The organism is Arthrobacter sp., assembly GCF_031179385.1.
In the GTDB taxonomy this organism is placed as follows: Bacteria; Actinomycetota; Actinomycetes; order Actinomycetales; family Micrococcaceae; genus Arthrobacter_D.
The window spans coordinates 1-3,424 of sequence record NZ_JAPSHV010000189.1; the positions used below are offsets into that span (position 1 = coordinate 1).

The 3,424-nt window shown below is 62.9% G+C and carries 6 protein-coding genes; all 6 read right to left on the bottom strand.

All coding sequences use genetic code 11. The features are described from left to right. Positions 1-39: 39 nt before the first annotated feature. Entirely contained in the window at positions 40-492 is a 453-nt protein-coding gene (locus RIF85_RS15170) for a hypothetical protein (protein ID WP_309072737.1), read from the bottom strand. Then, complete coding sequence (locus tag RIF85_RS15175) at positions 473-889, bottom strand: TadE/TadG family type IV pilus assembly protein (protein ID WP_309072738.1); 417 nt, start codon at positions 887-889, stop codon at positions 473-475. Before RIF85_RS15175 ends, RIF85_RS15170 begins: the two co-directional genes overlap by 20 nt. A gap of 4 nt (positions 890-893) precedes the next feature. Next, positions 894-1,112, bottom strand: coding sequence for a hypothetical protein (locus tag RIF85_RS15180; RefSeq protein WP_309072739.1), 219 nt, complete (start codon positions 1,110-1,112; stop codon positions 894-896). A gap of 59 nt (positions 1,113-1,171) precedes the next feature. Beyond that, entirely contained in the window at positions 1,172-2,101 is a 930-nt protein-coding gene (locus tag RIF85_RS15185; protein ID WP_309072740.1) for a type II secretion system F family protein, read from the bottom strand. Further along, a complete protein-coding gene (locus RIF85_RS15190; RefSeq protein WP_309072741.1) occupies positions 2,101-2,958 on the bottom strand; it encodes a type II secretion system F family protein in 858 nt (285 codons plus the stop codon). Before RIF85_RS15190 ends, RIF85_RS15185 begins: the two co-directional genes overlap by 1 nt. Continuing rightward, positions 2,955-3,424: ATPase, T2SS/T4P/T4SS family (locus RIF85_RS15195; protein ID WP_309072742.1), on the bottom strand; the 470-nt coding region annotated here is incomplete at its 5' end. The genes RIF85_RS15195 and RIF85_RS15190, both read right to left, overlap by 4 nt.

The following is a 3,424-nucleotide window of genomic DNA, read 5'->3' on the forward strand; positions in this document are numbered from 1 at the left end:
TCATGACGCGCGAACGTGGGTTGTCTGCTCCGGTTTCCGTCATCCGAACCGCTCCACAAGTTGGGTTGCGCTTGAGTCGACCGTTGCTGCTGACGTGTTCAACCCGGGCATTGTGGGGACCAACGGGAGTGGAACCCGTAGATCAACGTCGACAGTCACGCTTGAGCCCGGTTCGAGGCACCTTCCGCCGCAGGTGATGGTCACGCCGGCGTCGTCAGCGGGCAGCCCGAAGTCGGAGATAGCAAGATCGACTGCCTGCTGTGCCCGCACGTGTGCTTCTTCCGGAGTTTCCGAATCCACGAAGACCTTCGCGGCCTGGTCGGCCGCACCGACTACAGCGAAGGACGCTCCCTGGATGGCGCCGATGGTCAGCACCAGATAGACCACGGGCACCAGCAGGAGTAGTCCAAGGAAAGTGAACTCAAGAACGGCGCTGCCGGCGTCGTCGTCGGGCACGGCAGTTTCGACCCGCTCAGGAAGTGAGCGCAGCATGCCCGGTCACCTCCATGGTCCCGCTCGGACCGATAAGCCCGATCACAGGAATGGGCGCGCGAACCGTGACCTGCAGAATTGGCGAACCTCCCTGCTCGATCCGGGCTACCGACACGTCCTGCGCATAGGCGCTGTTGATTGCACCGGTGATTAGAGAGGTGGTGCGAGCGGCTGCATCAGCGGGTGAACGGTCGGCGAGGGTGCCATAGCGGGCACCCGAGGATGCAGCGTCGATCAGCGTGTTCCTGACATGCAGCACCAGAGTGAGTTGAACGATCGCGAGGAAGATGACGGTCAATAATCCGCCGATGAGCGCGAAGTCGACGGTGGCGGCACCTCGTTCTCGTTCTCGTTGAGTCGAGGGCCGTGGCGCGCCTTTGCGCGGCGAGAATTCCACCGGCTTACGGGCTTACGCGGTTGATCGCTTCGTTGAACAGCCCTTCAAGGGCGGGTGCGGCGATAGCCAGAAGGGCAGCAACAAGGACCGCAGACATCAGGGTGATCATGACCCAACCGGGGACGTCTCCGCGCTCCCGATGGTCATCGGATGGTGCCGCCGGCACATGGGCGCGTAGAACGGCAGCAGTGAGCAGGAAGCTTGCGATGAGGCGGTTACGCATGCTGGTTTTTCTCTCTTTCCGTGGTGTTCGTTTGAGGTCAAGGCGGAGTTGCCCGGTGGTCAGAGTCCCAGGTTGATCAGGGCTATGCCGGGGTACACGGCAAAAAGAACGGTGAGCGGCAGGACCCCGAATACCAGCGGCACCATCATGGCGATCTCCTTGCGACCAGCGGACTCCATCAACTCCCGTTTGGACAGGTCCCGAACGTCCTGCGCCTGAGCGCGCAGCACGTCAGCCAGCGGCGTTCCGCGGTCTACAGCGACGCTGACACCATCCACGAAGCGCACGAGCGGCGCCAGTTGTGTGCGGTTGGAGAAGTTCTGGAGCGCCTGCAGTAGTGGTGTTCCCGCTCGGGTCTCTGAGAGGACACGGCCGAACTCTCTCGCGAGCTCGCCATGACCCGTGCGGCAGATCCGTTCCAACGCACCCGTGGCACTCTCCCCCGCGCTGACGGCAAGAGCCATAAGCTCGGCGAGACTGGGGAACTCCGCAAGGATGCGGCTCTCCCGTTTTCTTATCTCCGCGCCCAGTAGGTAGTCCCGGAGCAGATAGCCACCGGCCGCACTTCCGAACACGATGAGCACCGCCAGCATTGGGTTGAAGCTGCCGGAGGCAGCGAGGGTAAGGATGACGGTCGTTGACGCGGCGAGCCCGACACTCCCCCAGATGACCTGTTCGGCGCGGAAGTCGAGGACGGATTGCGTCCGCCCGGCCTGTTCGAGCCTGCGGGCGAGCACAGATGACGCTGGACTGAACTTGTTCAGCCAGGTGACGGCGTCGCGCGCGACCGGGCGGATGATCCGTTCCAACGGGCCGAAGGGAGTCACTGCCTGAGTCTTCAGCAGGCGGGATTGCACATCGACGGACTTAAGCTGGGGAGCAATTCGCTCGACGAAGCGGGGTTGACGCATCACCGGTAGCCGCACGAACGTGAGCCAGAGCCCAGAGCCGAGTGTCGCCCCCGCCAGGGCCGCCAGAGCAAGTTCCATCAGCGAAGCACCCTCTCGTCCTCGGGCAGCGCACCGATCCGCAGCATCACCCAGTAACAGAAGGCTGATACGAGCAAGCCTCCAATGAGTACAGCAGCCCCGCCCGTGGTGTTGTAAGCGGCCACTGCCTCCGGTCTCGTCGACAGCAGGGCGAGTACGATCCAAGGTGCGGCTACCGCGAGTCGGGCTGCGTTGACTGTCCACGACTGGCGGGCCTCAAGTTCGCTACGGGTCCGCGCGCTATCGCGCAGGAATTCGGCCAGTGTGCCCAAAAGCCGCCCCAGATCGGTCCCACCAACTTCGCGGGTTAGTCTCAGTGCTTCGACGATCCTGTCCGCCACAGGATCCGCCAACCGGTCCTTAAGACGGTCCAATGAATGGTCGAATTGTCCGCCTGCCCGGTAGTCGCGTGCGAAGTCGCCGAAGGCGGGGCGGAGTTCTTCAGGGCCTTTTACGCCCAGTTGCATCAACGCTTCGGGCAGTGAGAGGCCAGCCCGGATGGCCGAGCGCAGGTGATCCACGACGTCCGGCCATAGCTCCCGGAGTGACGCCGTCCGTTTTCGCGCGCGCCAGTGCACCAGCATGAAGGGTGCAAGCGCACCGAAGAGCGCGAAACAGGCAGCAATGGCGGGCGTTGCTGTAAAGACGAAAGCGATGAGAAACACGAACAGCCCTGCGGCGGCGCTTGCCGTCAACAAACCCATCGCGGATACCCGCTCTACTCCGGCACGTAGCAGTAGCTCGTCGACCTTGCCGGCGCGGTGTTTGATTCTGGCTGGACGGGGCGGCTCCGTCCATGTCGACCACCAGATCATGAATAGGCCCGCGCCCAACGCCGCCCCCACAGCGACGGTCACGATGGGCTCAGAATGGAGGCAACACTGTAGCCCGCAGCAGCGAACTTCTCTTCGGCCGGCATGTTCGACGCCGTCATTCGCAATTCACCGTCGACTCGCCGAAATACCGTCGACGTTTCAATCACGCCATTTTCGACCCTGCGGCCGAGCGCAACTATCTCAACCACCCGGCGTTGACCGGTCCGCTCTCGAACGCAATGTACGACCAGGTCGATGCAGGAGGCGACGGTAGGCACCACGAACGCACTTGAGATGTTGTCCCCCGCCAGCAAGGGCAGCGTGCAGATCTTGGTTATTGCGTCGTGCGCACTGTTGGCGTGGACGCTACACATCCCTGGAAGACCTGAATTCAAGGCGATCAGCATGTCCAGGCTTTCAGCCTCTCGGACCTCACCCACGATAAGACGGTCCGGACGCATGCGTAGCGCTTCCTTCACAAGACGACGCAGCGGAATCTCCCCTTGCC

Excerpts from the sequence above, each read along its gene's own strand:
- RIF85_RS15170 (WP_309072737.1), bottom strand. The coding sequence starts at position 492 with ATGCTGCGCTCACTTCCTGAGCGGGTCGAAACTGCCGTGCCCGACGAC.
- RIF85_RS15180 (WP_309072739.1), bottom strand. The coding sequence starts at position 1,112 with ATGCGTAACCGCCTCATCGCAAGCTTCCTGCTCACTGCTGCCGTTCTA.
- RIF85_RS15185 (WP_309072740.1), bottom strand. The coding sequence starts at position 2,101 with ATGGAACTTGCTCTGGCGGCCCTGGCGGGGGCGACACTCGGCTCTGGG.